Genomic DNA, 23536 nt, shown 5'->3' on the forward strand with positions numbered 1-23536 from the left:
TTCCCTCTATTATTAAATTTAACTATTGCTATTTGCTCCAAATTCCCCATAATTCAATTAAAATATCCTTAGTTTATACATCGTCTTTCTCAACGATATACTTTGATATATACGCTTCACATTTTTCATTCCATTCATCAAATGAAGTTAACCTTATTGGAGGCCATATAAATTTTTCAAGATCTTCATTATATATTTGACAATTAAAATATCTTTTTCTTGGTTGGAAATATGCTATAAATTCATCCTCAGTTGAACATTCTATCCAAAAATCTTTACCTCCATTGTATGTAGAAATTACTACACCTTTTTGACTAAGATATTCTAACACTTTTCTAAATTCCTCCGCTAGTTTATTATCAGAGAAATAAGTTATAATATCTTCTATTGAGCGAAGTTTAACTTCTAGCTCTTCTATCGGAGGTCTCTGAAGTTCTTCATATAGTATTCCAATGTCATTAGTTTTTTTATCTTTTATAGCAGTATATTTAATTAATGATAAATCTAAGTTTAGATAACTACCTATTCTAATTGTTTCTTCGCTAAATTCGGGTGCAACAAGAAAGAGACGTACACCTTTATCTGGTTTAATTTCTGGATAAGGTCTTGCAATTAATGCAAGATTTTGAACAGCCCATTCATAATATCGTACAACCTGCGAAATAGCATAAGGGTCAGCTGTAACACTTTTTAATTCTAAGATAACTAATGTTCCATTTGGATCGACAGCTAGAATATCTGGTCTTCCTGCACCTCCTATACTAAGTTGGTTTTTTAATAATCTTAATCCCTCTTCAATTTCTTTTAAAGTGTTTATAACTAAAGGTTCGAGTTCTTGAACTTCTTTTAAATTAACTTTTATTAATTCCATTTTATTATCTCCAATATTTTTATTTGATAATGTATAAACTCTATATTCCCAAAACTCATGAAATAAACAATAATTTTTTCAACTTCCCATTATAGACATAATAAGAATACAATCTTATCATTATCCATAATACTATATAACCCATTATAATATATTTTTTTCATACATGGAATAATTATCTAATTGCATAAAAGATAAATATGACAAAATTTGTTTATGCTAACACATTATAAATCTCTTAAATATTTCTTTCTAACTCATATTGCTAATCTTTATTTTCTCTAATTCTTCATTAAGACTCAACATTTTTTAGCATATTTTATTATCCCTACTATGTAACTAACTGCCGCTACTGAATCCCAATACCATTTTACAAATATAGATAAATCAATTAAGAATTAGACTTATTAGATGAACATATTTACAAGGTTGCTAAAACTTTAAGTTTGTATCTTCACTAGAAATCATAAATATATTTGTGAAGAAAACATTTGAAAATGAGCTGTTAAAGGTTCTTAGCTGTAGGTTGTTCCATTTTAGCTTGTTAAACTGAAAGTTGAAGCATGCTAAAGTGGCTACAACCTTCTGCTTAGAACCTTCAGCGATATTTTCATAGCTTTTCGGAATCAAAATATTTATGATTTCGGTAAAGTTATCACAAAGTCTAATTATAAATTTGGATATCCATAAATAATTTTCATCTACTTATGTAATAACTGAAATTTATCCATATATCCTTTATGAAAACAAAGTAAAGGAGGTAATGAAACATGGCTGTAACTAAAACTATTGACTCTGTTTCTCTAAGTATTGAGGTTCAAAAAGGTCTAGACAAGGCCGGCGATCCAATTTATACCAAGAAAACTTTCTCAGGTATTAAAACAGATGCTACACCTGAAAATGTCTATGCTATTGCAGATGCAATTAAAGGTGTTTTAGAAGCTAACACTAGAGATTACTTTATTAATGAATCTTCTAGTTTAGCAAATGCTTAGGATCACTTTTTTAGGAAACTCTACTCACATTCGTTCACTTAAGTAAATTTTAAAGATTGGGGGGAAATTAAATGGAATATACTTTAGCTATGACTTTTTTAACTTCTGCTGGTGAAAAAAGCACTTTAAGTGTTTCTGGTGTTAAAACTACTCTTACAAAAGATGAAGTTAACGCACTTATGGACACTATAATTTCAAAAAATGTTTTTAAAACTAAGGCTGGAGATCTAGTTAAGAAATCCGGTGCTCAGGTTACTCAAAGACAAGTTACTAAATATGAAGTAGCTTAGTTTTAGGTAAAATTATAGAAGCTTACCATTCTTCGATATGCTCCCTTTATAGAAGCAGTTTTATTCTTTTAACTGTCTACTATAAATTGAGCATATCACTTATATGGCGAGCTTCTATTTTTATTAAATATGTTAGTAAATGGTGCATTTAATTTTGGCTTAAAACCTGCCTAATCAGATCTATTTCTTCAATCTTTAATCCTGTTAAATCTCTAATAGTTTCATCATCCATGCCCTTTTGTATAGCAATCTTTGCTGTTTCTATAGCCTTTTCTTTTTTACCTTCATCTTTTATGATCTTACCTAATTCAGTCATTTTTAACTCCTCCTTCACCTCTTCCAATTCTTTACCCTTCAAGAATTTACTTGCAAAAGCATACAACATTGATTCAATGTCATATCTAAAAGCACTATCTATATCCTTAACTATCTTTATTGCGTTTAATATTTTATCACTTCTACTTAATGCTCCGCCCATTATAGGCGTGAATGTCAATGCAATCAAATCTTTCTTCTCTATTTTTTCATTATTTCTAATCTTGCTTGCTATTTGATTAAATACTTTATCTCCATCCCAGTTAGCCATCGATATTGCTTTAACATTATAAGTATTTATTCCACTTTTATAAGAGCCTAATGGATTTTTTATGTTTCCAGAATACACAACATAAGTAACTATGTCTTTATTCATTTGAAGTTCAAATAATGATTCATAAGCTTTGAATCTTCTTAAATCTGATATTCCCTTATCTGTAGTTTGAAACTCTAGATGTACATAGGTATCATCCTCCATTAAGAAAGTATAATCCATAAACATATTTTTTGCTTCCAACACTACTATTTCAGTAGGACTTACTTCTTTTACTTTCTTTTCTATTCCAAAAAACTTTAAACCTTCTTCTGCAAAAACATCCATAGCTCGTTTCATTATCATATCTTCATAATTTATGCCTTTCATATTCACGCTCCTTACTATATTGTCTATGTTTTTATTATAATCTAATGGTATCTATATTTAAACTTTTATATTACTTTCTTAAATTAAACTTTTGTTTTAGCAAATAAATATATTTAGTTTATTACTCCCCAATTTTTCTTCTTATAAACTCTATCCCCTTTTGAAATACCATTGTTTTAATATTTATCTTTGTTTCACCACTAGGTACTGTGTATTTCTGCTCCAATACTCTAAAATATCCTAAGTCTACAAACTGTTGATACGGAATATTGTTTTTATCCAAAACTTTCTTTTCTCTTAAGAGTGAGAATAAATTATTTCTTCCCATTCCTCTTATAGCAAGAACCTTTGCAACATGTCCCACTTCAATGCTATCTTTAGACCCTGCGACATCGTCATAAAATTCTCCTTTAGGCTCTAATAACTTTACCTTATTTTCAGCTTCCAGCCTTGCTTTTCTCTCTTCTTTTAACTTAGTAGCTGCTGCAATAAGTAAATCTGGATTATCTAATAATTCATCTGTAGCATACATTCCTGTTTTCCGTATGCTAGGCAATACCTCATCAAAGATCCATGCTTCAAATTTCTCTGCTCCAGGCAATTCTGATTTGGCTGCTAACCTGTAAATATCCCCTTCAGGAATTACACTCATTTCTATATTTTGAATAACATCTGTTCCATCTTTCCTCTTTCCCGTAACTACCCCTATGTCGTGTTTCACGACACCCTTGCAATGCCTTAAAATTGCATCTCTTGGGTTTTTATATCCCAAAGCTTTTGCTATATCAATCCCAACAGCATAATCTTTGTTATTAATTTTTAACCATCTTATTTCTCCAAATCTTTCATCTTTAAAAATTCGTAAACTCTCCATTTTGTTTATCTCCTTTTTATAGATTTAATCTTGACCTAATGCCTTTTTGCACTCATCACAGACAAGTGCATCTCTAAACTTTGAAATACCTTTATCATTTCCACAAAAGATGCAGCCTTTACTGTATTTCCTAACAACTACCTCATTATCAACCTTAATTATTTCCATAGAATCGCCATCATTAATTCCAAGTACCTTTCTTATTTCTTTTGGTATTACAATCCTTCCAAGTGGATCAAGCTTCCTTACTATTCCCGATGCTTTCATTTTTACATTCCCCTCTACAAAATTATTTTCTTTTATATGCTTAAATCATTTCTTATATATCTCAAGTTTTATATATTTACTAAGCCATCATAACCACAATATATTGAGATGATTTCTTGCCTTGAATTACTCTTGTCTTTTCTTCTAATATCTTTATTTTCTTTTCTAAAATTAGATTTTCATAACCTAGTTTAATATTTTCTCCAGTAAGCTTTATATTTTCATTGATAATTTCCTCAATAGCTTTTTTATCCATATCCTAAATACTCCTTAAATTTTCTTAATTTCTAGTCAAAATTTTGACCTATTTAACCCAATAATTGCTGCGTATTGAATTTATCTTAATCTAAAATTATTATTTGGTGAATTTGCTTTAATCTATAGTTGTTGCGCATTTGAACTTATTTTAATCTATAGTTATTGTGTATGTCTTTCTCAATTTCCACCACATAGTCCTTACTCATCTCATAAATTCTTGAGCCAACAGCTTCATCAAAATTTAGTAATCTTTCGATGCTAAATTCACTGCTAACTATGATTGGCAGAAAATTTAAATATCTATAATTAATGATTTCAAAGACTATATTTATATCACTTTCATTGATTTTACCCTTAAAGAGATCATCAATGAGTAAAACCTCACATAGCTTATACTTTGAGATAGTCTTAACATAATATTCTTGGTCAAGGATGTTTTGTTTTATCTTAGTAATTACATCTCTATAAGGCATGTACACAACTTTAATCTTCTGCTTTAACAAATTTAATCCAATGGCAACACTGAGATGAGTTTTGCCACTGCCTACCTGACCACAAAGTAGAATGCTATTTCTTCTGCTACTTCTAATTTCATCAAAATCAGTGCAATAAGCTGCTGATGTATCCTTTGCTCTTTGAGAAGCTCTATTCCACACCTTAAAATTAGCAAAAGTATGCTTTGTCATTTCAACATTAATTCCTGAATGCTTCCATTCATTTTTTACCTTCTCAATTTCTCTACACTCACAGCTAACTGCAAGGGGCTGCCTATTTTCTTGTGGAATAAGTACCCACCCAGTATCACAGCATTTATCACACTTATATGAGGCTTTTTTCAGCTTTTTTTCGCTGCTCATCTGTAAGGCTTCGTGGCTCCTTTGGTTTGAATCCTGCAAATTTGTTTTTATCTGGGTTACTATTCTTTCCATAGCTTCTATTGACATTTTTCTTTACCTCCTTGTCATCTGGATATCCTTCTCTTCTCCAATTTTTCAGTATGCCTTCAATGTAAGTCATATTAGGTTTATTAGCTTTTAATGCTATATCTATAGCCATCTTTACATATTCTTGACCATGCACCCCTATAGCTAACTTAAGTGCACCTAAATTAAGAACATTAGGTATTCCAGTTATTAGTTCACAATACTTAGCAAGTTCAATAGATTTAGAATTTATATCATCTTCTTTCTTTATCTCTCTATCTTTATTATTCTCATTCTTAATCTTGTTCTTATTCTCTCTCTTATTCTGCACCGTTACAGTAACGTTACTTTTATCATCTGTAACGTTACAAGATTTTTTTGTAATGTCACAAATATCATTTGTAACTTCAATGCTATATTCTTTACTTTCAGCAGAGCTATGTTCTTCAATTTCAACACTAGTTTCTTCACTTCCATTAACTACAGCTTCAAGTTGTTTTTTCTTTTCTCTGTGGTTTTGAACTCTTTTTCTATTTTGATCTCTAACTCTGTCCATTCCCTCAACATTTTGGTGTCTTTCCCAATTCACTATTCTGATTACGTTATTTTCAGCTATCTCAATCATTTGAAAATCTGATAATACTTTAAGTGCAAGTCTTATAGACGCTAGAGGCCTTGAGAATATTGTAGATAACATTTCATCAGTATATGGGATATTCTCATTTAGATATATAAGTCCATTAGCATTAGTTTTGCCAGCTTGTATAAGTAATCTTATCCATAAATAATGAATAGTATCTCTCTCTGGCATTGCATCCACTAATTTCATCTTTTCATCATCATGCATGTTAGTAGATAACTTAATCCATTTAATATCTGACATGTTTCTCACGCTCCTCTAAAAGAAATAGTCTAAATTTTTTGATTCCATCCTTAATGGTATTGATTCCATGGAAATACACACATCTATCTGATGTCTAGCCGTTCTAATACTCCCATATATTCTGATTGGAGCTACGAACGGCACGACCCCAGATAAGTTCAACTAAATTCATCTTAAATATAAAATTTAACATGAAAATTTTTACTTTATATATACTCTAAGTATTTTTAAATCCAAACTGTAAACCTCTCAATAATTTAATTTCCATTAATAAATTTATCTGTATTAATGTCTTCTAAATAAGCCCTTTGCATTTCAGCACTTAACCTTCCCCATTTTGAAAGCATATTTCTCATTACTGTTCTTTTAGCCATAGCCTTATAATCATTATTCCATCTTGGATCTCCATTAAAGGAATTATTCCTAAACGAATCCATATTCTCTTTGCTCCAATAAACATATTTTCTAAAGCCATTTACCATCTCAAAATATCCTGCATACCCTATAACTGCATCTGACTTTTTAGCTGAAACATCTATACTAAATTCTTCAGTTAATGGATTCCATGATTTTAGCTGCCCTTCGTAAACTTCAATTACATTTATAGCTTTATACTCCCCTGTTCTAAGTAATAATTGAATATATCCCTTATATCCAAGCTGAAAATTTGCTTTCTTCTTATAAGGAATAATCCAGACATACTCCAAATTTTTATCGATAGATAAATCTAAGGAAGCTGCAATCATACATGCATCAATTATTGATCTAGGTTCACATTCAATAAACAGAGAACCCAAGTCTGCGCTTTTGTATGAATCGCTTGCTCCTAAGGCGTTAGGTGTAGGAGTTTCCTTAACTAAATTTATTATTGAATTTATATACTCAAAAGCTTTATCTTTTAAAACTTCTGTAAACTTTGACTTTATCTCATCACTATTTATTAAATTTTTGAATATAGTTTCTTGAACATTTACTGTGCTTTGTTCTTTTTCAATCAATTGATTTTTTAAACTGCTATTAGTTGCCATAAACACAACACCCTCTCTTTATTTAGATAAATAATTAGTTTAATATGTTTTATCATTAACTAACTAGAAATCTCCTTAATTTCAAATCTTCTGCTCATAGACTGTTTGCAAACTTCTTTATAAATCTCAGGATATTTTTCTTTTAAAACCTTACTATCTATCCTATTTGAAGTTACTCCCTTCCAAATTACTTGGAACTTTTCCACAATTCCTTTTTCAGCATTTCCAAGCTGATTTTTTAGATTGTTTTCTATAACTTTAAGAGATTCATCTAGAATCTTCATTTGATTTTTTATGTTTAAATATTCATTTATCTTGTCCTTATACTCTTCCTTCAAGTTAACTTCTAACGTCTTATCTATACTTTTAAAAGTCTTGCTTAAATATTTACTAGCTGCTTCACTTCCATCAAGCTTTGGTGGAATTCTTTTTTGAACATGATTGATCCAAAAATCTTTTTCAGCTTCAACTATCATAGAAATTAATTCCTCATCACGCTTAATCTCTTTATACACAAACCTTTGTCCTCCTATTAATGCCGCTATATAACAAGTATCAGCACCCAAGACCTCCATATAATGCTGACATTGAAGTATGTGACTAGGTGGAATTTCTTCACCATCCCATTCCTTTGCTCTAAAGGCATTCACCGTTGTGCATTCCAGCAGCGAATTTTCACCAACAATTCTTCTATCAATATTACCCATCATAAATTCATGAGTCTTATGAACTAACTGCCTTTTATCCTTCCTTACCTTCTTGCCACTCCTTATTGAAAATTCTCTTGCCACGACTTCCTCTAAGGTATTTCCAAAGTAAGATGATTCATTAGACTCCTTCACTTCTCTAATTTCTTCTGTCTTGTCCACATAAACTTCAAAAGGACTTTTCCACCTATTAACTCCCATAATGGCTCCAACATCAGAACCTCCAATTCCCTTTTGCCTTTCCTTAAGCCATTGTAATTTATCCATTCCCTTCACCTCTCAATGAAACACTCTAAATTAAAATTAATTTCCACTAAAATCATCAAGTCTAATGCTTTTATTTTTATCTACATGTTTAAAAATTTGAAAACTGTACATAACTATAATCAGCCAACCGTTCGTTCCGTGCAACACTTAGTTTAAAAAATTAAACACCTTTTAAAAAGCGCGTAGCGCAACCAAGAACAATTCACTTTTAAAAAAAGTGCTAAGCACGATCAAGAACAATTCACCTTTTAAAAAAGCAGCTATGCTGCAACTAAAATCATTTCCACCTTTTGAAAAAGTGCAAAGTACAATCAGGAACTTTTTACCTTATAAAAAAAGCATCTATACTGTAACTAGAATCAATTCACCTATGAAAAGGTGCATTGCACAATAACAACTTTTCATCTTACAAAATGTGCTCCTATATAAAACGAACAAGAAACATAATTATAGACTTTTAATCAAAATTAATGTCATTTTATCTTTAATAATTAATAGTTATAAGCTGTTAACTTAAAAATATATACTTTCTGTAATTAATTTTTTTATCATCGCAATACTTAATTATATTTGTAATAACCTTTATTCCTGCTTTACCATTTCCATTTGCTATTCGCCATATGGTACTTGGTGCTAAATCAAGATTGCGAGCACATTTATTAAAGTTACCATCAAACTGCTCATCAACAAATTTTTTAACTGATTCTTTTGTTGTATTCATATATTAACCTCCCATTCTCCTTGCGCAATATTCCTTACACGCAATATTATAATCCCACTGTTTCTTAAACGCAACACTTTTTTTACTATTTTTTTACTTATCATTGCATTTACGCAATAAATTATTTAAAATTAATATAATATATGTACGCACATCCGTTCGTTGGATGTTAATAATAAATTTGGACTCTCACTTATTACTTAAAGGAGTTGATTATATGTTTAATGCCGAATTACTTAGTAGTTTAATAAAAGAAGCACAAGGTGATATTTCTTTAAACAACTTTGCTAGTCAATGCAAAATAAGCTCTAGCACGTTATCAAGAATTATAAACAATAAAAATTCTTGTCCACCAGCGCCTAGCACATTACAAAAAATTGCTTCTGTTGCACACAATGGTGTCACTTATGCTGACCTTATGGCCGCTGCTGGTTATATAAATGATGGCGAAACACCTGTAGAAATTCCAGATGCAACTAATACTGTTTTATCCAAAAAAGATGAAAGAGACATTGCAAAAAGAATTGAAGCATTAAAAGAAGATTTACTAAATGGTGAAGGGCTCATGCTTTCAGGAAATCCTATGTCACCTGAAGCTATTGAAAGTTTAATAGAAGCCTTATCTTCTGGAATACGTCAAGCAAAGATTGCAAATAAAAAATATACACCTAATAAATATAAGAAATAAATAAGAATGATAACTTTTCATCTAAGATATTGGTTAAATTATAGATATTCCTATGCATATATAACTTTAGAATTACTACAAAGCAGGTACAGAATGCGTTTTAAGCCTTCTGTATTTGTACTACTTTACTATGGTAACTATTACGGGGGTGGCTTTTTTGCATTTTATCGAGGGATTATTTTCAAAATTAGTTAAAAAATATAACACTACAGATGTTTATGAATTATGTAAATTAGAAAAAATAACATATAGAGAACTAGATCTTCATCCTGAAATAAACGGGATTTATCAATATGTAATGAGAAATAGAATTATAACTATAAACCAAAATCTTAGTCCTGAGTGTAAGAGAATAACATGTGAGCACGAGTTAGGACATGCTATCCTTCATAAAAAATATAACTGCACTTATCTAAAAACAAAGACCTTCTTCAATGTTAATAAATTTGAAAAAGAAGCTGATATATTTTCATCTTTATTTGAAATCCCATTTATATCTAAAGATATATTAATAGGAAAAACATTAGATGAAGTTGCTCGTGAGTTAAACGTTTCAAGGTATTTATTAGATCTTAGAATAGGCATCTGTAATTTTGATTAGTAATTTAAATTTGTAAGAAAAACAATTTCTATTTTAACGTATTACACTAAATTTACTTAAGGAGTTATAAATAATGATTTTTAGAAATGTTATGAGTATAGTCAGCTCGCTGATTTCATTGATCTATGGATTTAGTATTTTGCTAATATTAGATATGATAAATCATAAAGTTAATTTTACTCCGATTTTTAAGTATCCAAGTACTAAAAGTATTTTAATATTTTTGATTTCATTTGCGATTTATATATTATCTGTATTCTTACTTAGTTTAGCAGCTAGGTTGGATAGTAAAAAACAAAGAATTAGATTTATTCTTGTAAATGTAATTTCTTTTGCTATGGGCTTAATATTATTCATCTGGATTGGCGTAATATTTTTTATTAATACCGATAGTGGCCCATAAAAATAAATGCAGATTGATATTGAAATACATATCATAAAATGAGGTGAATGCATGAATAGTATTAAAGATCACATATTACAATTAGAACAGGAGTTATTAAAATCAGAAGTTAGAAAGTCAGCTGATAAAATAAATGACATGAGATGACTTTATTGAGTTTACTAGCTCAGGAAGTGAATATCATTACAAAAATGGTGATGTATTTCAAGAACAGAATAATCCTCAAACATTATATGGAGAAATCTCAGATTTTAAAATAAAGGAACTGGCCGATGATTGCATATTAGCAATGTATAAAATAATAAAGCTCAATGAGTTGGACGAAAATAAAAAATATTCATTACGTAGCTCAATATGGAAATGTTTCGATGGTAAATGGAAAATGATTTTCCATCAAGGAACTTTATCATCCAAATCTGAAATAATATAGATAAACATTATATTAGAAAGCAGAGATAAAAATATTTTTGCTTTCTAATATAATGTTTATTACAAAATATATGTTAGTTCTCTAATGACTATTTATTATAAAATCCAGATTTGATCATAACTGCATTTATATAATTACAAAAACTAACCTCAATATGAATATCACAAACTCTTTCCGCGAATAATAAATAAAAAGTAAGGTGGTGATATAAAATGGGATCTTCTCAATACAATAGAAATAAGAATGACAAGAGCAATGTTGATAAGATGAAAGGCAAGAATAATCGTGATAAAGGTAACAATCAAGTTGGCTCAACAGATAATGGAAAATAATCTATTTTACTTAAATATAATATAACTAAAATAACATCAAATATATAACAAAAAAACACAGCCTATATATTTAATCACTAGGCTGTGTTTTTTTCACATTATTTTTTATATAAATTTTTAAGTTCAAATTTTAAAATACTAATTAAGTAAAAATATAAATTCACTAGAAAATCTAAACTCCACTTATAACTTAAGCCATACTAGAAAGAGAGAATACTCTTTCTTGTAGCATTGCACTGAGAATAAAGATATAAAATTTCTTAATTAGAAGTTGTTCAATTATTGTTTGTCACAATAACTATTGGGAGCATGCATACATGGATGCAACTTCTATTGTTAAAAATCCACAATATATTCTCTTAGTAACACAAACAAAATAGTACTATCCACTTCGATTGGCTATAAATTATAGATAAACCAATCATAAACTATACTTAGACTATGAAATATCCTCTAACCAGAAATGAGTGATATACTTTTGTAACCACAAGGGTCATAATATGGAATGTTTCATTGGCAATTTTGGTGGAAGTGATTCTTTGGCTATAAGTTGTTCCAAATGTGCTAGTTCAAATTTTAAAGCACTAACTAAGCCAAAGTACAAATTCACTAAAAAATCTAAATTCTACTTATAATTTAGATCATACTAGAAAGAGAGATTACTCTTTTTTGTAGCATTGCATTGAGAATAAAGATGTAAGATTTCTTCATTAGAAGTTGTTCCAAATGTGCTAGTTCAGAACTTGCCTTTGAGGCTAGCATCTTGGATGCAACTTGTTATCTTAGAAATCATCCATCATAATTTCCTTAGAAACTGAAACAACAGCATAATCCTTATTTTAGCGAGTTATATGCATAAGTTCAGATCTTAGTTAGTTTATCTATGATATCCAAATTAATATTTAAATCTATAGGATAAACATATTTACAAACCTGCTAAAACTTTGAGGTAATATCTTCACTAGAAATCATAAATATATTTGTGTAGAAAACATTTGAAAATGAGCTGCTAAAAATTCTTAGTTGTAGGTTGTTCCACTTTTGCTTGTCACACTGAAAGTGGGAGCATGCTGAAGTGGTGCAACCTGCGACTTAGGATTTTCAGCGATATTTTCATAGTTTTTCGGAACAAAATATTTATGATTTCGGTAAGTTACCACATAAGTTCAGTTTCGAAGTTGGTTTATCTATAGTCATAAATCTAAACTGCGTCAAAGAAGCTCATTTGATCACTTTCTGGAAGGCCATTTAAACAATCAAATTTTCTAAGAAGCTCTATGGCAGCATTACCAATCTTAGAACGTTTCTTTACATCATCTACTGAATTAAATTCCTTTTCCTTTGCAGCATTTGCTATACCTTCTGCCGCTACATTTCCCATACCTGCTATACTGTTTATTGGTGGTCTTATTCCATCTTCTTCTAGCTGGAATTTTGTAGCACTAGATTTATATAAATCAATTGGAAGGAATTTAAATCCTCTTTCATACATTTCTAAAACTATTTCAAGGTCATCATACATATCCTTATCTTTAGGACCAGCATCATTTCCAAGAGCCTGAATTTCCTGCATCTTTGCTTTAACCTTTTCTTTTCCAAAGATCATAAATTCTGCATCAAATGCTTTTGCTCTTATAGTAAAGTATGTTGCATAATAAGCCTGAGGTATATGAACTTTAAACCATGCTATTCTAAATGCCATCATTACATAAGCTGCTGCATGGGCTTTAGGGAACATGTATTTTATCTTTTTACAAGACTCTATATACCATTCTGGCACATCATGTTCTCTCATCATAGCTTCATATTCTGGAAATTTAGGTTCTTTTAAGGCTTTACCTTTACGAACAGTTTCCATTATTTTAAATGCGGTATTAGGTGGAAGTCCTTTTCTAATTAAGTAAACCATGATATCATCTCTTGTACATACCGCATCACTTATGCTGGTGATTACTCCATTATCAATTAAGTCCTTAGCATTTCCAAGCCATACATCTGTACCATGTGAAAGTCCTGATATACATAATAAATCTGAGAAAGTTTTTGGTTTTGTATCTACAAGCATTCCTCTTACGAACTTAGTACCAAACTCAGGAATTCCAAAGGTTCCAACCTCTGAATTTATCTGCTGTGGAGTTACCCCAAGAGCCTTTGTTGAGAAGAATAAGGACATAGTATCCTTGTCATCCATAGGAATCTCATGTGGATCAACCCCTGTTATATCTTGAAGCATTCTTATAACTGTCGGGTCATCGTGCCCTAGTATATCAAGCTTCAATAGATTTTGGTCAATAGAGTGATAATCAAAATGTGTTGTTATAATATCAGAATTAGGGTCATCAGCTGGATGCTGCACAGGGCAGAATTCAAATATTTCTCTTCCCTTTGGTACAACTATAATTCCACCTGGATGCTGTCCTGTAGTTCTCTTTATACCAGTACACCCTACTGAAATTCTCATTGTTTCAGCCTTGTTTATTGGAAGATTTTTTTCTTCATAATATTTTTTAACATAACCAAATGCTGTTTTTTCTGCTATAGTACCAATAGTCCCTGCTTTAAATGTTGTTCCCTTTCCAAAGATAACTTCTGTATATCTATGGGCCTTTGCCTGATATTCTCCTGAGAAGTTTAAATCTATATCTGGTTCTTTATCTCCATTAAAGCCTAGGAATGTTTCAAATGGTATATCTATTCCATCCTTATGAAGCTTTTCTCCACAAACAGGACACTCTTTATCTGGTAAGTCAAAGCCGTTTAGAACTCCATAATCCTCAAAATCAGAATACTTACACTTAGGACATCTATAATGAGGCGGAAGCGCATTAACTTCTGTTATACCAGTCATATTTGCAACGAAGGATGAACCAACAGATCCTCTGGAACCTACTAAGTATCCATCTTCATTTGATTTCCATACCAGCTTCTGAGCTATGATATACATTACTGAGAATCCATTTTTTATAATAGAATCCAGCTCTTTATCAAGTCTTGCCTGAACTATTTCTGGAAGTGGATCTCCATAAAGTTCATGGGCTTTTTCATAAGCGATATCTTTTATTGTCTGCTCACAGCCTTCTATATGTGGTGGACATTTTTCAGGAGAAATTGGGCTTATTTGCTCACACATATCTGCTACTATATTAGTATTTGTAACTACAACCTCATAAGCTTTTGTTCTTCCTAAATAAGAGAATTCATCGAGCATTTCTTCAGTAGTTCTTAAATATAATGGTGCTTGATTATCTGCATCCTTAAATCCCTGTCCTGCTTCTAATATACGTCTGTATATTTCATCTTCAGGATCTAGGAAGTGAACATCTCCAGTAGCCACTACAGGCTTTCCTAATCTTTCTGCAAGTTCTACAATCTTTTTATTAATTTCTTTTAAATATTCTTTACTTGGAACTTGCTCTTGTCTTACTAAGTAATCATTATTACCTAAAGGCTGAATTTCTAAGTAATCATAGAAATTAGCAATTTCCTCAATTTGTTCTTCTGGTTTTCCAAGAAGTATAGCTTGATATAACTCCCCTTCACTACAAGCACTTCCAATAATTAAACCTTCAGAATATTTCTTAAACATGCTCTTTAATATACGTGGTTTTTTATAAAAATAATCTAAATGAGAATATGATACCAATTTATATAAATTCTTTAACCCCACGTAATTTTTTGCTAGTATTATTGCATGGTGAGTTTTAACCTTTTTATATGCCACTTTCTTAGCTTCTTCATCAGCTGCATATAAATCTATATCTGATAGTGTTTGTGCGCCTCTCTCTTTTAGCTTTTCAATCATTATGTTAAATACCTTAACAGTTGTATCAACATCATCTAAAGCTCTATGGGCAACTTCAACCTTTATTCCAAGATTCTTAGCAATTCTTCCTAGCTTATAAGATTTATAATCAGGGAATACATCTTGTGCTAATCCTAAAGTATCTATATAGGTAAAATCAAACTCATAGCCTAAAACTTTCGCATTATGCTTTAAAAATCCAATATCAAAGTCCGCATTATGCGCAACTAAAACACTTCCTTCAATAAATTCAAGCAATTTAGGGAAAACTTTATCAATAGTTTCTGCATTTTTTACCATATCATCAGTTATCTTTGTAACCTCTACAACTCTCATAGGAATTGACTTTTGAGGGTTTACAAAAGTACTGAACTTATCTATAACCTTGCCATCCTTAATTTTCATTACTCCTATTTCAGTAATCTTTTCTGTCTGAGGAGAAAAACCTGTAGTTTCTAAATCAAGAACACAGTATACCGTATCAATACTTTCTTCCCTAACATTTGTTACAGATGGCTTTTTATCAGGGGCAAGGTAAGCTTCAACTCCATATATGACTTTCATATCTGGATTATCTCTTCCAAGCAATTTGTGCGCTTCTGGAAATGACTGAACCACTCCATGATCAGTTATAGCAATAGACTTCATTCCCCAGCTCATAGCTCTCTTAATTAAATCACTAGCACTAGACATGGCATCCATCTGGCTCATTTGAGTATGCATGTGAAGCTCTACTCTCTTAACCTCAGAATTATCCTGTCTCTTATACTTCTTTATTCCATTTGTTTCAATAACAGTGTTAGCAATAAGTTCAACTTCATGAGAGAAATTACTATATCCTGCATTTCCAGCAAGTCTAAGCCCCTTAGCCTTTTTTATTCTAGAAAATACTTCATCATACTCAGTAGGCTTTGCAAAAATCTTGCAGGTCATTGAATTTGATCCATCATATAAGTCAAAGGAAATTAACATTTTTCCACTTCTTAATTCTTTTGCTTCTAAATTAGATATTTCACCCTCTAAAGCTACTCTTCCTTCATCAGGTGTTATATCATTAATTTTAATTATGTTTTCCTTAATATTAGCATTTCTTCCTAAAATCAAGAATGGATTACTTGCCTTTTTGCCATCACCCTCAGCTTTTACCTCTGGCTTACCTTCTTCAGCTTTAGGTACTTCAGGAGGATTATTGCTTTGGTTAATTTTTATTTCTTTAATAACTTTCATCTCATTAGCACGTTTATCTTCTGCAATTTTTACTAATTCTTCGCTATCTATTTGGTCAATAAAGTTGATATTATAATGTTTCCCGTACATATGCTTTATAGCTTTATTAATTTGCTTATCATATTCCATGGTTTTTAAGAAACCAGATACAGGAATTTTAAAATTAAAATTTATAGTATTTCCTTCTATTTCATAGTCACTATTATTAACCGCTGCCTTTAATGCAGGATACTTCGTAGATAAGGAATATACGATATTTTTCAATTCTTTTTCTATAGGCCTTATTTCGACCTCGTCACTATACTTTACAATAATTTTAGAATCATTTAATCCGAATTTGTCTTTTATGAAACTATTGAAACTTTCAATTTCCCCTAGTTCAATATAATTATCTGAACTAATTTCCATTTCCAGCACTTTAGTTTTCTTACGCAAGACTACGGATTGTATAACAGCAGTATTTATGCTGCCAGCGGATTCATAATCACTAAAAGCTTCATTTATTCTCTTCATACTACTCATTAACCTTTTCTAAAAAATTTTCAGTATGCTACTATTATATAGATTAAACTTGCAATTTGTTAAGCTTCAAAAAAACGCATAGAAATAATTCTATCAAAAAAGTATTCCTATACCTCCCTCATATTTAATCTAGATAATATTTATATTATTTTTCAATCTCAACTAATTTTTCATTTGTACAATAATTAATCAATTAGTAGTTTTCCGACATTTAAAGCATATAAATTAAAATAACAAGCGCAAAATACCATGATTATTTTTCATTAAGCGAAAAAGCAGATTGGACTCATAGCAAGTCTATTAGTGCAATTTACTGATGAAGCATAATGGAAAATAGGCACTTATGAAAAGAGCAGCTATGCTGCAATAAAGAACTTTTCTTGGCAGATATACTTGTTACTTTTTTGATTATGCCTAACTATCATTCCATAATCTAATAATGTTGTCAAGGCAAAAGAATGTTTGCTAATTCTATTAGACGTTGAATTCACTAGTAAATTAATAAATAATAAAATTTGCATACATTCTTCTTAGAGTGAAACTATTTATTTTAACTCAGAATGGCACCTGCCAACCGTTTCCTTTATTGCCATAGCGTTCTCATTTTCTGATGAAATAACTAACTGACTTATGTAATTATTATTAAATATCTCACAGTAAAATTCCTTACTCATTTCATCAATTTCTTCATAATTTTCACTTAACTTCTGTAATAAATCCTCTTCACCAAGTCCAGCGTTATCTATGAAATAATATAAATTCATTCTATTTACATATTCTTCAATTCTTTTAAAATTATACTTATTTACAACAAATCCAATTACATAATCTCTATCAGTTTTTTTAGTTCCCTTTTTTATGCTAATACCAAACATAGATACTTCTGGTACCTTCTTTATTTCAAACTTCTTATATGCTATTCTTGAAATTCCTAAATGCTCTACTATTTCTTCAACCGGAACCTCATGCTCCACTTGATTTCCAAAATACAACATTCTAGAGTCCAAAACTATTAAACAAAGGTTTTCTCCAATCATTTCATTTAAAACCTTTACTTTAAATTCATCGCTTTTCTTCATTCCATAGTATTCCACGAAAGTTTTAACTCCATCCTCATCTTCTTCGCTTCTTACCTTTAATTTATTCCCGCCAAATAAAAACATATTTTCCTTCTCCTTCATCAAGTGATATATAACATTATAATATATAACTGCTTGTTTAATAAATTAAAAACTGTAGAAATTTAAAATAATATTTTAAATTTTTATGTAGTATCTATAGATAAACCAACTTAGACCTGAACTTATGCATATAACTCACCGAAATCACAAATATTTTGTTCCGAAAAGCTATGAAAATATCGCTGAAGGTTCTAAGCAGCAGGTTGTATCCAATTTAGCATGCTCCAACTTTCAGTTTGACAAGCTAAATTAGAACACCCTACAGCTAAGAACCTTTAACAGCTCATTTTCAAATGTTTTCTTCACAAATATATTTATGATTTCTAGTAAAGATATGAGCTTAAAATTCTAGAAATTTTGTAAATCTGTTTATCTAATAAGCCGAATTTTTAAATTGGATATCTATATAGATATCCAGACTAAAACCTGAACTTATGCGCATGCCTCACCGAAATGAATAACATACTTCTGTTCCAGTTTCTAGGGAATTCTGATGGGTGATTCTAGGCTATAAAGTTGTATCCAAAGTGCTAGCCTCAAAGAACAAGCACTCACAGAGAAAGTTCGAAGAACGAAATATAAAATGCTGATAGAGAAAGTTCTTCTTACCAAATGTAAAATTTGGAGCATCACTTTTGGATTCTCACTTTTTGAACTAGCACATTTTTAGGGAAAGTAGGCATTGATGGCGTCGTTGAATCAGATGAAATATTCTTTAAAGAAAGCCAATATATGTAGGACATACTCAATGTAATATTATGCTAATTATGTTATAATTAGTTGAATAGGTAACTAAAATATAATTAACAATAAAAAGAAAGGATGTAGCACTATGTTTAATCTCTCTAAAAAAAGTTTTTTAGTTGATTTGGATGATTCTTTAACTTATCCATCTGCACAGACAATTTGCAATACGATTGAAAAATATTGTATAAGTTCTAAAGAAAAGTGCCAGTTTGTCAGTACCGAAAAGCCAGTTACATTCTATTTGGAGGATAAATTATTTTCTACTGAAATCACTATGGCTCGAGGTGGGTATATGATTAAGTGCCTTGAAAAATAGTAAGTAGATAATTCCACTATTATTTTTTAGTATATTTCAACATTATAAAAAATAGCCGAATTTAAAAGTATCTTGTTTTCATAAACACAATTAAGACTATATTTATGTGTATATTATCCGAAATTAAATGCATATTTGTTCCGACATGTTAAGAAGATTTCTCTAGAAATTTCTAAATGGAAGGTTGCTTTATATTAGAAATATTAAAAGGAATAACTAAAGTGATGTTTACTTTAATTATTCCTTAAATTTAATATCTTAATATTTCAGTATTATCTCTACTTAATTATAGAGTTTTATTTTTAACTTCATTATTTATTCTTTCTATTAAATCTTGTAAATTTAATGTCCCCTCATCTCCATTACTTCTGCTGCGTAATGAGATATTATTTTCTGCTTCTTCCTTTTCTCCAACAATAATAATGTAAGGAACCCTTTCATTTCTAGCTTCTCTTATTTTGTAGCCTATCTTTTCATCTTTCTGATCAATTTCAACTCTTATACCTTCTGAGCTTAATTTATCTTTAATCTTTTCTGAATAGCTATTAAATTTATTTGATATAGGAAGTATTTTTACTTGAACTGGAGAAAGCCATGTTGGAAACTTTCCAGCAAAATGTTCTATTAGTATTCCTATAAATCTTTCGATACTTCCAAATACTACTCTATGGATTACTATTGGTCTATGCTTTTCTCCATCACTACCTACATACTCTAATTCAAACCTTTGAGGCAATTGAAAATCTAACTGAATTGTTCCACATTGCCAAGTTCTGCCTATGCTATCTTCAAGATGAAAATCTATTTTAGGTCCATAAAAAGCTCCGTCACCCTCATTTATTTTATATTCAAGATTTAATTCATCTAAGGCACCCTTCAATGAACTTTCTGCTAATTCCCATTCTTCATCACTTCCCATTGAATCTTCTGGCCTTGTAGAAAGTTCTAAATTATACTTAAATCCGAATTTTGAATACACCTTGTCAATTAAATTAATAACGCCTTTTATTTCTGACTTTATTTGATCTGGTAACATAAATATATGTGCATCATCTTGTGTGAATGCCCTTACTCTCATAAGACCATGGAGTGCTCCAGAAAGCTCATGTCTATGAACTCGTCCTAATTCTCCAACTCTCATTGGAAAATCTCTATATGAATGTGATTCTGATTTATAAACTAACATTCCACCTGGGCAATTCATTGGCTTTAATGCAAATTCTTCTTCATCAATTGTTGAAGTATACATATTTTCTCTATAATGATACCAATGCCCTGAAGTCTCCCATAGTTTCTTATTAAGCATTATTGGAGTTTCAATTTCAACATAACCATCTTCGTAATGTAATTTTCTCCAAAAATCTATTAAGGTATTTTTTAATATTACTCCTTTAGGAAGCATAAATGGAAATCCTGGACCTTCTTCTGCAAAAGTAAATAACTTTAATTCTTTTCCTAGTTTCCTATGATCTCTTTTCTTTGCTTCTTCTAAATTATGCAAATGTAATTCTAATTCTTTCTTACTAGAAAATGCAACTCCATAAACTCTTTGAAGCATCTTATTTTTTTCATTTCCTCTCCAATATGCTCCAGCAACGCTTAATAATTTAAATGCTTTAATATACTTTGTTGATGGAATATGAGGACCTCTGCAAAGGTCTATATAATCGCCCTGTTTATATAAAGATATCTTTTCAGCTTCAGGAAGATCCTTAATAAGTTCTATTTTATATGTCTCTCCCTTTTCCTCCATTAATTTTATTGCTTCGTCTCTAGAAATATCGATTCTTTCAAAGCTAAGATTTTCATTTATTATTTTATTCATTTCTGCTTCAATTTTATCTAAATCTTCATTTGATAATGAATTTTCAATATCAAAATCATAATAAAAACCATTGTTTATTGCAGGTCCTATAGCAAGCTTTGAATCCTTATAAATTCTTTTAACTGCTTGAGCCATAACATGAGAAGTAGAATGTCTTATAACTTCAACTGCTTTTTCATCATCGTAAGTCAAAATATTTACCTCATCATTATTTTTTAATTTATAATTTAAATCTACTAATGTCCCATTTACTTCCCCCACTACTGCGACTTTAGCTAAGTTTTTACTAATTGAATTTGCTAAATCATAAATACTAGATTCATCTGCAATTTCTTTTATTGATCCATCTTTAAGTTTTATATTTATCATAAACTTGTTACCTCCTTCTTTAAGATTTTTTAAGATTCTTTAAAATTTTATTGTATTAGATATATCTATAGATATATGTTGCAATTCACAATGCACATTTCACAATTCACAATTACGGATAAAATTCTTGCAATATTTTTAGAATTATGATGAAGAATTATTTTTGCAATATATAGGTTAATACTCGATAACACAACTTCTTCCAAATTGCGTCTCATACTTTTTTAAATTCATATATTTTTGTACAAAAAAAGCACCCGTCCCAAGCCTTGGGACGAATGCATAATATCCGTGGTTCCACCCAAATTGAATTAAATAAACTCAATTCTTCTCTAAAATTTTTAACGATTTTCACCGATGGCATTTCACAAAATCTGCTAATAAACCATAGCTCCAGGGTAGTTTTTCTCATAGTCATATTTAGAAATGCTTACAGTCGGTGACATTTCCTCTCTGAAAACTGTACTCTATAATACTTTTCCCTTTCATTGCCTGCGAATATTTAATTATTAAGAGTTTACGTGCACTTTGCTCTTATTAATAATAAATACTAGCACTTTTGTAGTATCTTGTAAATAGTTTTTATTACAATTTATTTTTTGATTTATTATTTATGACTAAGCACTTACTGTGATTTTGCTTGCACTTACACCTGAATTAATTAAAATCTGTTTTAATGCTTGACTCTTTACATAAAATGTAGCCTTTGTACAATCATAGAATGGATTAATTCCTATACCATTAGGCATTTTTTGGTGCGTTGATATGCTTGTTACGCTATCTGGAATAGTTATGCTGGTTAAATTTGTGCAGCCTTCAAATGCACTTCTTTGTATACTTGTTACACCATTTGGTATTACTATGCTTGTTAAACTACTACAACCTTGAAATTCATTCTCGTTTATGATTGTTATACCATTTGGTATTGTTATGCTACTTAAACTGCTACAACCACTAAATGCACTATGGCCTATGCTTTTTACACTATCCGGAATTGTTATGTTTGTTAAATTAATACAATTCCTAAATATAGCATCCCCCATATTTGTTACACTATTTGGAATGGTCAAAGTTGTTAAACCACTACATCCAGCAAATGACTGAGGCCCAATAGACTCCACACCATTTGGAATAATTATGCTTTTTAAACTCTTACACCCACTAAAGGCGTATTCATTTATAATTTTCACACCATCAGGAATAGTTATACTTTGTAAATTACTACATCCATTAAATGCATATCTATCTATACGTTTCACACTATTTGGAATATCTACGTGTGTTAAGTTACTGCAATTCATACATACTATAGATTCTATACCCGTTGTACTATCTGGTATCGTTATGCTTGTTAAATTTTTGCAGGTAGATGTCGATGTAAATCGTATACGTTTTACATCAGTACCATCAATTTTATTTGGTATCACGACTGAGCTATCAGAACCAGTATATTCTACTATTGTTCCAGTTGATTTATCAAATTTAAAGTTTCCGCTTGTTGTAAGTTCTGTCCATGCACCGCTTTCATTTAGATAACACCCATCAATTGTTGTATCTTTAGCCATGTAGCCTTTAGAATCAAAATAATACCATTTAGAATTAATTAGCCTCCAGCCTGTAGCCCATGAACTTCCTTCTGTATACCACCAGCCTCTAGGATCACTCTTCCACGCTGCACTCGCTCCTATTGGATTTAGTGCTAATACTGAAGCTACAAATAATGAACTCGCTATTACTTTTATTAATCTCAAACTCTTCATTCTTTACCCCTCCTATGTAATTTATCGCATTTAATGGAACAATATATAATTATACCATATTTCTGGTAATGTTTTCATTATTTATTCTGCAAACAACTTAAAATTGATCAATAAAAAACGTATTTTAGTGGTATAACACATAAAAAAAAATCGTAAATTCAATCTCTTGAATAATACGATTTTACAATTTGTTATTTAATTTTATTGATTCATAACTTAAGAAAAATAGTGTATTAACAATATACATCTATTTGTAAACAAATCAAGTTTAACTATCAGATTTCTAATTAA

General features: G+C 30.2%; 20 protein-coding genes, 1 pseudogene and 1 other annotated feature. Of the genes and pseudogenes, 7 read left to right on the forward strand and 14 right to left on the reverse strand.

The window, feature by feature from the left end; genetic code table 11:
* Positions 1–73: 73 nt before the first annotated feature.
* Entirely contained in the window at positions 74–871 is a 798-nt protein-coding gene (locus tag PZA12_RS16310; protein WP_103698869.1) for an endonuclease NucS domain-containing protein, read from the reverse strand.
* Between the two features lie 770 nt (positions 872–1641).
* Between PZA12_RS16310 and PZA12_RS16315 the strand changes: the two genes are divergently transcribed.
* Positions 1642–1866, forward strand: coding sequence for a DUF1659 domain-containing protein (locus tag PZA12_RS16315; RefSeq protein WP_103698870.1), 225 nt, complete (start codon positions 1642–1644; stop codon positions 1864–1866).
* A gap of 71 nt (positions 1867–1937) precedes the next feature.
* A complete protein-coding gene (locus PZA12_RS16320) occupies positions 1938–2156 on the forward strand; it encodes a DUF2922 domain-containing protein (protein WP_012059376.1) in 219 nt (72 codons plus the stop codon).
* Positions 2157–2304: 148 nt separating this feature from the next.
* Here PZA12_RS16320 and PZA12_RS16325 read toward each other — a convergent pair whose 3' ends face one another.
* The 9 genes from PZA12_RS16325 to PZA12_RS16365 form a co-directional block, all read right to left on the reverse strand.
* The gene (locus tag PZA12_RS16325; RefSeq protein WP_017212438.1) at positions 2305–3114 is read right to left on the reverse strand and encodes a hypothetical protein; all 810 of its coding nucleotides are present in this window, start codon (positions 3112–3114) and stop codon (positions 2305–2307) included.
* 121 nt (positions 3115–3235) lie between these two features.
* Positions 3236–3988, reverse strand: coding sequence for a phage antirepressor KilAC domain-containing protein (locus tag PZA12_RS16330; protein WP_181006024.1), 753 nt, complete (start codon positions 3986–3988; stop codon positions 3236–3238).
* Positions 3989–4012: 24 nt separating this feature from the next.
* The gene (locus PZA12_RS16335; RefSeq protein ID WP_077831584.1) at positions 4013–4255 is read right to left on the reverse strand and encodes an AbrB/MazE/SpoVT family DNA-binding domain-containing protein; all 243 of its coding nucleotides are present in this window, start codon (positions 4253–4255) and stop codon (positions 4013–4015) included.
* Positions 4256–4334: 79 nt separating this feature from the next.
* Entirely contained in the window at positions 4335–4511 is a 177-nt protein-coding gene (locus PZA12_RS16340; RefSeq protein WP_181006025.1) for a hypothetical protein, read from the reverse strand.
* A gap of 145 nt (positions 4512–4656) precedes the next feature.
* A complete protein-coding gene (locus tag PZA12_RS16345) occupies positions 4657–5370 on the reverse strand; it encodes an ATP-binding protein (protein WP_206491003.1) in 714 nt (237 codons plus the stop codon).
* On the reverse strand, positions 5333–6319 hold the full coding sequence (locus PZA12_RS16350) for a phage replisome organizer N-terminal domain-containing protein (RefSeq protein ID WP_103698871.1): 987 nt from the start codon (positions 6317–6319) through the stop codon (positions 5333–5335). The genes PZA12_RS16345 and PZA12_RS16350 overlap by 38 nt, the downstream gene beginning before the upstream one ends.
* 257 nt (positions 6320–6576) lie before the next feature.
* On the reverse strand, positions 6577–7347 hold the full coding sequence (locus PZA12_RS16355) for a recombinase RecT (RefSeq protein WP_103698872.1): 771 nt from the start codon (positions 7345–7347) through the stop codon (positions 6577–6579).
* Positions 7348–7406: 59 nt separating this feature from the next.
* Complete coding sequence (locus PZA12_RS16360) at positions 7407–8321, reverse strand: YqaJ viral recombinase family protein (RefSeq protein WP_103698873.1); 915 nt, start codon at positions 8319–8321, stop codon at positions 7407–7409.
* Positions 8322–8829: 508 nt separating this feature from the next.
* Positions 8830–9042, reverse strand: coding sequence for a hypothetical protein (locus PZA12_RS16365; RefSeq protein WP_023973792.1), 213 nt, complete (start codon positions 9040–9042; stop codon positions 8830–8832).
* A 217-nt stretch (positions 9043–9259) separates the two neighbouring features.
* Here PZA12_RS16365 and PZA12_RS16370 point away from each other — a divergent pair, with 217 nt between their 5' ends.
* The 4 genes and pseudogenes from PZA12_RS16370 to PZA12_RS16385 all read left to right on the forward strand — a co-directional run bounded on the left by PZA12_RS16370 (position 9260) and on the right by PZA12_RS16385 (position 11164).
* On the forward strand, positions 9260–9730 hold the full coding sequence (locus PZA12_RS16370; RefSeq protein ID WP_023973793.1) for a helix-turn-helix domain-containing protein: 471 nt from the start codon (positions 9260–9262) through the stop codon (positions 9728–9730).
* 157 nt (positions 9731–9887) lie between these two features.
* On the forward strand, positions 9888–10331 hold the full coding sequence (locus tag PZA12_RS16375; RefSeq protein ID WP_031275648.1) for an ImmA/IrrE family metallo-endopeptidase: 444 nt from the start codon (positions 9888–9890) through the stop codon (positions 10329–10331).
* A gap of 73 nt (positions 10332–10404) precedes the next feature.
* Entirely contained in the window at positions 10405–10734 is a 330-nt protein-coding gene (locus PZA12_RS16380) for a hypothetical protein (RefSeq protein WP_103698874.1), read from the forward strand.
* Between the two features lie 51 nt (positions 10735–10785).
* Positions 10786–11164, forward strand: a pseudogene (locus PZA12_RS16385) (DUF4440 domain-containing protein).
* A 1533-nt stretch (positions 11165–12697) separates the two neighbouring features.
* Here PZA12_RS16385 and polC read toward each other — a convergent pair.
* Both polC and PZA12_RS16395 read right to left on the reverse strand, forming a co-directional pair.
* Positions 12698–17038: a DNA polymerase III subunit alpha gene (gene polC, locus PZA12_RS16390; protein ID WP_103698875.1), complete on the reverse strand. Its 4341-nt coding sequence runs from the start codon at positions 17036–17038 to the stop codon at positions 12698–12700.
* Between the two features lie 554 nt (positions 17039–17592).
* The gene (locus tag PZA12_RS16395; RefSeq protein WP_077844468.1) at positions 17593–18210 is read right to left on the reverse strand and encodes a hypothetical protein; all 618 of its coding nucleotides are present in this window, start codon (positions 18208–18210) and stop codon (positions 17593–17595) included.
* A gap of 850 nt (positions 18211–19060) precedes the next feature.
* On the opposite strand from PZA12_RS16395, the gene PZA12_RS16400 reads away from it, so the two are divergent.
* A complete protein-coding gene (locus PZA12_RS16400; protein ID WP_078116098.1) occupies positions 19061–19291 on the forward strand; it encodes a DUF4318 domain-containing protein in 231 nt (76 codons plus the stop codon).
* Positions 19292–19577: 286 nt separating this feature from the next.
* Here the strand turns inward: PZA12_RS16400 and thrS are convergent, their stop codons facing one another.
* Entirely contained in the window at positions 19578–21485 is a 1908-nt protein-coding gene (gene thrS / locus PZA12_RS16405; RefSeq protein WP_078116097.1) for a threonine--tRNA ligase, read from the reverse strand.
* Positions 21486–21752: 267 nt separating this feature from the next.
* Positions 21753–21983: a binding site (T-box leader), on the reverse strand.
* A 119-nt stretch (positions 21984–22102) separates the two neighbouring features.
* The gene (locus tag PZA12_RS16410; protein WP_078116096.1) at positions 22103–23245 is read right to left on the reverse strand and encodes a leucine-rich repeat domain-containing protein; all 1143 of its coding nucleotides are present in this window, start codon (positions 23243–23245) and stop codon (positions 22103–22105) included.
* Positions 23246–23536: the final 291 nt, after the last annotated feature.

It is taken from the genome of Clostridium beijerinckii (genome assembly GCF_036699995.1).
GTDB classification, from domain to species: Bacteria; Bacillota; Clostridia; order Clostridiales; family Clostridiaceae; genus Clostridium; species Clostridium helianthi.

What these genes read in the sequence shown, in the direction of transcription:
- PZA12_RS16310 (WP_103698869.1), bottom strand. Translation starts at nt 871, where the DNA reads ATGGAATTAATAAAAGTTAATTTAAAAGAAGTTCAAGAACTCGAACCT.
- PZA12_RS16315 (WP_103698870.1), top strand. Translation starts at nt 1,642, where the DNA reads ATGGCTGTAACTAAAACTATTGACTCTGTTTCTCTAAGTATTGAGGTT.
- PZA12_RS16320 (WP_012059376.1), top strand. Translation starts at nt 1,938, where the DNA reads ATGGAATATACTTTAGCTATGACTTTTTTAACTTCTGCTGGTGAAAAA.
- PZA12_RS16325 (WP_017212438.1), bottom strand. Translation starts at nt 3,114, where the DNA reads ATGAAAGGCATAAATTATGAAGATATGATAATGAAACGAGCTATGGAT.
- PZA12_RS16330 (WP_181006024.1), bottom strand. Translation starts at nt 3,988, where the DNA reads ATGGAGAGTTTACGAATTTTTAAAGATGAAAGATTTGGAGAAATAAGA.
- PZA12_RS16335 (WP_077831584.1), bottom strand. Translation starts at nt 4,255, where the DNA reads ATGAAAGCATCGGGAATAGTAAGGAAGCTTGATCCACTTGGAAGGATT.
- PZA12_RS16340 (WP_181006025.1), bottom strand. Translation starts at nt 4,511, where the DNA reads ATGGATAAAAAAGCTATTGAGGAAATTATCAATGAAAATATAAAGCTT.
- PZA12_RS16345 (WP_206491003.1), bottom strand. Translation starts at nt 5,370, where the DNA reads ATGAGCAGCGAAAAAAAGCTGAAAAAAGCCTCATATAAGTGTGATAAA.
- PZA12_RS16350 (WP_103698871.1), bottom strand. Translation starts at nt 6,319, where the DNA reads ATGTCAGATATTAAATGGATTAAGTTATCTACTAACATGCATGATGAT.
- PZA12_RS16355 (WP_103698872.1), bottom strand. Translation starts at nt 7,347, where the DNA reads ATGGCAACTAATAGCAGTTTAAAAAATCAATTGATTGAAAAAGAACAA.
- PZA12_RS16360 (WP_103698873.1), bottom strand. Translation starts at nt 8,321, where the DNA reads ATGGATAAATTACAATGGCTTAAGGAAAGGCAAAAGGGAATTGGAGGT.
- PZA12_RS16365 (WP_023973792.1), bottom strand. Translation starts at nt 9,042, where the DNA reads ATGAATACAACAAAAGAATCAGTTAAAAAATTTGTTGATGAGCAGTTT.
- PZA12_RS16370 (WP_023973793.1), top strand. Translation starts at nt 9,260, where the DNA reads ATGTTTAATGCCGAATTACTTAGTAGTTTAATAAAAGAAGCACAAGGT.
- PZA12_RS16380 (WP_103698874.1), top strand. Translation starts at nt 10,405, where the DNA reads ATGATTTTTAGAAATGTTATGAGTATAGTCAGCTCGCTGATTTCATTG.
- polC (WP_103698875.1), bottom strand. Translation starts at nt 17,038, where the DNA reads ATGAAGAGAATAAATGAAGCTTTTAGTGATTATGAATCCGCTGGCAGC.
- PZA12_RS16395 (WP_077844468.1), bottom strand. Translation starts at nt 18,210, where the DNA reads ATGTTTTTATTTGGCGGGAATAAATTAAAGGTAAGAAGCGAAGAAGAT.
- PZA12_RS16400 (WP_078116098.1), top strand. Translation starts at nt 19,061, where the DNA reads ATGTTTAATCTCTCTAAAAAAAGTTTTTTAGTTGATTTGGATGATTCT.
- thrS (WP_078116097.1), bottom strand. Translation starts at nt 21,485, where the DNA reads ATGATAAATATAAAACTTAAAGATGGATCAATAAAAGAAATTGCAGAT.
- PZA12_RS16410 (WP_078116096.1), bottom strand. Translation starts at nt 23,245, where the DNA reads ATGAAGAGTTTGAGATTAATAAAAGTAATAGCGAGTTCATTATTTGTA.